General features: G+C 48.8%; 3 protein-coding genes. All 3 read right to left on the bottom strand.

What is annotated here, in order from left to right:
• Nucleotides 1-1,537, bottom strand: a 1,537-nt coding sequence (locus KDK18_RS05160; protein WP_257253685.1) for a retention module-containing protein, incomplete at its 3' end; no start/stop codon positions are given.
• A 19-nt stretch (nucleotides 1,538-1,556) separates the two neighbouring features.
• Nucleotides 1,557-3,095 carry an HlyD family type I secretion periplasmic adaptor subunit gene (locus KDK18_RS05155; RefSeq protein WP_257253684.1) on the bottom strand — a complete coding sequence of 513 codons (1,539 nt, stop codon included), beginning with the start codon at nucleotides 3,093-3,095 and terminating at the stop codon, nucleotides 1,557-1,559.
• 56 nt (nucleotides 3,096-3,151) lie between these two features.
• A partial coding sequence (locus KDK18_RS05150) for a type I secretion system permease/ATPase (RefSeq protein ID WP_257253683.1) occupies nucleotides 3,152-5,038 on the bottom strand: 1,887 nt, incomplete at its 5' end.

The raw sequence follows: 5,038 nt of genomic DNA, 5'->3' as shown, positions 1-5,038 counted from the left end.
CAATGGTAATAGACGCACTCTGGCTGACAACGCCACCATGACCATCCTCTATGTCGTAGCTGTACTCGACGACTTCAGACTCACCTGCAGCCAGATGTTCATAAGCAGAAGCATCCACAGCAAGACTGTTGCCATCATCAGCGATAGTAATACCTGAAGGATCGCCAGCGGTTATCCTTAGAGAGACTGCATTCAGAGTGTCTGTTGAATCAAGGTCAAATGCACCTGCCAACAGGTCAACATTAACGTCACCGCTGTCCTTATCAATCGTCTGGATGACAGCTTCACTGACCTCAGGTTGATCATTGTCGCCAGAGAGGGTAATGGTGACAGATTCTAAAACGGACTCTCCCCTGGCATTCGTTACCAGGTATTCGTAGGTCAGGGTTTCTGTTTCGCCAGCAGCCAAATATTTATAGACTTCAGGGTCAATACTGAGGCTGCTGCCATCCAGACCGATGCTGACGCCTGCCTCATTGCCTTCAGTCAATCGTAACTGAGTCACATAGAGGGTGTCGGAATGATCATTGTCAAATGCCTTTGAGAGCAAGTCGATGGTTGTTTCGCCATCACTCTGGACAATCTCCGCGGATACCGGTTCGGCAATGTCCGGGGCATCGTTGACATCTTCATCGTTGTCTTCACCTGTGACGATGATATCCACAGAAGCCCTTGAACGGGCGCCACTGCTGTCCAGGACTTCAAAGATAAACGTGACAACAGATTGTTCGCCTGCTGCAAGGTAATCGAAGTCACTGCCGGGCAGGAACCGAAAGCTGCCATCGTCATTGAGTATCAATTGTCCTGAATCAGGTGTTGTGACCAGATTAAAGGTCAGGGCTTGTCCGCTATTGCTGTCGTAGGCATTCAATTTGCCTTCGAGCTCTGAAGCGCTCTCACTGCTTCCCATCACCATGTTTTGTGCAGTGGGAGCGTAATTGACGACAGGGGGTACGATTAATACTTCGGTGTATGTTTCAGGCGTCAGTAGTGGTTCAGTGTATTCAGGTAAACTTTCAATGTCTTCTACTGACACCGACAACGGCCCGGTCTCTTTTTGCTCTTCTAATTTTGTGGCATCTCTTTCCAGTACAACGACTTCACCGGAAAGGCCACTGGAGGGGATGGGATCTTGAGAGGAACTGTCATCTTCACTGGCCGGGGGATCTTGAGAGAAACGATGACTTTCTCCTGCTGAAGAGGGTTCAGAAACGTCAACAGGGTCTGCCCGTTCTGAAATAGCGTCCAGTATCTCTACAACTTCTGATGACTCCTGAAGATCAGAGTGTGGTGCAGATTGAAGCATATTCTCCAGCATGACAAGCTGAGACTGCCCCTCTAGTTGAATGACTTCGCTGTTAACCAGAAGAATAGAGACAGGGCTATTGGATTCAGAGACTACCTTCTCATTGAGATAGAGTGGATCGCCTTCTTTAAGAATGCGTTTGCTGCCATCAGGGGCGATGGCGAATACCTCTCCATCCGTTTCCTGAACGTGCCCGATGACAGGTCTGGAACCATCAGAATTGGAATTCATATTCCCTTCCTGAGAAGTGTTATCGCTCAGTCAGAGCATTTTGTCTGGCCCTGAGAATCGGCTTCATGAGATATTCCATCAAGGTTTTCTCCCCGGTAATAATATCGATGTTGGCCTTCATGCCCGGGATGATTTCCAGCGGTTTTTCAGGGTTGCCAAGCTGGTTTTCATGGGTTCTGACGCGAACGATGTAAAAACTTTCGCCTTTTTCATCCTTGATGGTATCTGCACTTATGTGGTCTACCACACCTTCAAGCCCACCGTAGACGGCAAAGTCATAGGCCGTCAGTTTGACGACAGATTTCATACCTTCCCTGAGAAAGCCTATATCTTTAGGGGCAATCTGAGCTTCAACCAGCAGGGATTCCTCTACAGGAACAATTTCCATGACATCCATGCCAGGCTGTATAACACCGCCAACGGTTTTGACATTGATTTTTTTGACAATGCCTTCCACCGGAGAGCGAAGCAGTGTCCTGACGACCTGATCTTCCAGACTGGTTTGTGTTTCAGACAGTTGATCCAGCTTGACTTCAACGTCTTTCAGCTCCTGAACCACCTCTTCCCGGAATTTGATCGTCAGTTCTCGCTTACGTGCCAGAGCTTCCTGATAAGCGTCGTTCAGCTTGGGAATGGACAGTTCTGTCATATTCTTCTCGGATGCCAGATCATTCACTCTCTGCTTGAGCTGGATCATCTCTACGTGAGAAACAACGCCTTGATCAGCCAGAGGTTTGGTCAGTTCCAGCTCCTCTTCTCCCAGCTCCAGACTGGTGGTTAAAAATTCCAGCTGTGACTCGGAAGCGGCCAGTTCGTGCTTGGCTTGAGAGGCTTGCTTGTTGACAATATCAAGCTCGGCTTTGAGGCCGGCATCGCGTCTCTGGTAAATCTGGATCTCACGGTCAACATAATCCTGGTAGCTACTCAATTCGGGAGGAAACTTCAGTGGGCTGCCGGAGAGTTCAGCCTTGAGTCTGGCGGCCTTGGCCAGTTCACTGTAATACTCAACAGCGCCTTCCCTGAAAGTGGATTTGAAGCGGGTATCATCCAGTTGCAGCAATGGCTGTCCTTCCTTGACCAGCTCGCCCTCATGGACAAAAAGCTCTTCCAGTATGCCGCCTTCAAAGTTTTGAATGACCTGTAGATGAGAAGAGGGAACAACTTGACCCATACCACGGGTAATTTCATCCAATGGTGCCAAACTTGCCCAGGTGATGGCTGAGCCAATAGCCAGCAGCATAGTGTAAATTAACAACCTGCCGCCTCTCGGGGCTTTCATTAACATAGCTGCACTGGTATCCGACATGTACTCCAGGTCTTCGGTGCTGACATTGTCTTCTAATGGAGAAGTATTCTTCAGGCTTTCATCTTCATCAATCTGCCTGTCCAGCTCTGCCGGCTCGTCCAGTATGGCTTCTTGGGTCAGAGCTTCCTGATCATCAGAACCGGCTTTATTCCCTGCCTCCTCAAGCGGAGTCGTTGATTGAGCATTTGAAGCCTCATGGGGCTGATTCTCTGGTATTTCAGAAGCGTTTTTATCGTCCTTGTACTCGCTCATTGCACGATCCTGTTTAATCCGTTCAAGGTCATTGGCAGCTCTTTGCTGAATGAGGGTTATTCGATTTTGAGTTTGCCCTGCTTTAGGGCAGCGTGAACCTGATCCTTGGGTCCGTCCGCAACAATCTTTCCGTTATCCACCAAAATCAGGCGGTCAACCAACTCCAGCATGGAAGCCTTATGGGTGACCAGAACAATGGTTTTATCCTTGCATTGCTTTTTCAGTTGTTCTTTGACGCGCAACTCAGTGGTGTTATCCATAGAGCTGGAGGGTTCATCCAGAACCAGAATGGGTGGGTTCATCAGAAGTGCCCTTGCTAAGGCGATACTCTGTCGCTGCCCACCTGAGAGGTTTTGCCCCCTTTCGCCCACAATCATATCCATACCGTTTGGATGTTTGTTGGCGAATTCGGTAACACCAGATATTTCAGCCGCTTTCAGCAGGGCAGCGTCGTCAACGAAACTGGCGCCGAGGGTGATGTTTTCTTTGATGCTGCCATAAAAAAGGGTGATGTCCTGGGAGACACAACCAATACTGCTTCGAAGGTCTGAAGGGTTGATCTGTCTCAGGTCAATACCATCGACTCTGATGGCACCTTCATCAGGCTCATAAAGGCCAAGAATCAGTTTCTCTATCGTGGTTTTTCCAGAACCGATGCGGCCGATGATGGCTACTTTTTCACCGGGATTGATGTGCAAATTGATGTTTCTCAGAGCCTGGATCTCCTGACCCGGGTATGTGAAATTAACACCATCAAATTCAATACTTCCATTGAGTTCAGGACGATTGACATAGTCACGGTCTGCCGGACGTTCTACCGGCATCTCCATGATCTGGTTAAGTCCATCAAGAGCAGATTTAGCCTGATTATAGCGAGTGGCAAGGCCGGCTACCTGAGCCATGGGAGCCAGGCATCGACCTGACAACATAACGGTTGCAATCAGACCACCCATACTGATATCACCCGCAGAAATCAGGAAAACACCGTACGACACCAGCGCAATGTTACACATCTGTTGAACGTAAGCACTGACCGTCGATGCGGAGGAACTCAATAACTTGGTTTTGATACTCCAGGTAGCTATGTGGCCGACTGCTTTTTCCCACTTGTATTGAATTTCGCTTTCTGCCTGGGCAATCTTCAGGGCCTCCATGCCTGAAAGACTCTCAATCAAAGTGGCGTTTTTCTGTGAGTTAGAGCGCAGGGTTTTCTCAACGGAACGCTTGAGAGGCTCCTGAATAGCAAAACTGTACACAGCTATTAGAGCCATGCAGAACACGGGAACGTAGGCCAATGGACCACCCAGAATGAAAATCACCATCAGTATGATCAGAGTGAAAGGCAGATCCACTAGGGCAATCACCGTCGATGAGGTGATAAACTCCCGGATGCTCTCGAATTCCTGAAGGCTTTTGGCAAAGGAACCGACCGAAGCAGGCTTGGCTGACATGCTTAATCCCAACACCCGCTCCATAACCCGTGATGAAAGCAGTATGTCCGACTTTTTCCCGGCAAGATCAATAAAATAACTTCGAATCATTTTAAGAACGAAGTCAAAACTGAAGATAATAACGGCACCCACAGCCAGCACCCAGAGGGTATCAAAAGCCTGGTTAGGCACCACTCTGTCGTAGACATTCATGACAAACAGCGGGCTGGCCACCACAAAAATATTGATCAGCAGGGAGGCCAGCAGGACATCTCGATAAATTCTCCAGGAGCCGAGAATTGTGCCCCAGAACCAATGTCGGGAGCGAATATTCAGCGTCGTGGGAGTTCGCTTATCATATCGGTGTTTTTCCCGGACATAGATGGTGTAGCCGGTATAGTGCTCTTCCAGATCTGAGAGGTCGATGCTTTTAACACCCTCTCCCGCTTCCGGAATAATCACACGGGCTTTTCCTTCTTCATGATCGATATCAATCAAAATGCAAGCTTTACG

It is taken from the genome of Endozoicomonas sp. SESOKO3 (assembly GCF_024606255.1).
This window is presented reverse-complemented; position numbering and strand designations above follow the sequence as displayed.

Excerpts from the sequence above, each read along its gene's own strand:
- KDK18_RS05155 (WP_257253684.1), bottom strand. The coding sequence starts at position 3,095 with ATGAGCGAGTACAAGGACGATAAAAACGCTTCTGAAATACCAGAGAAT.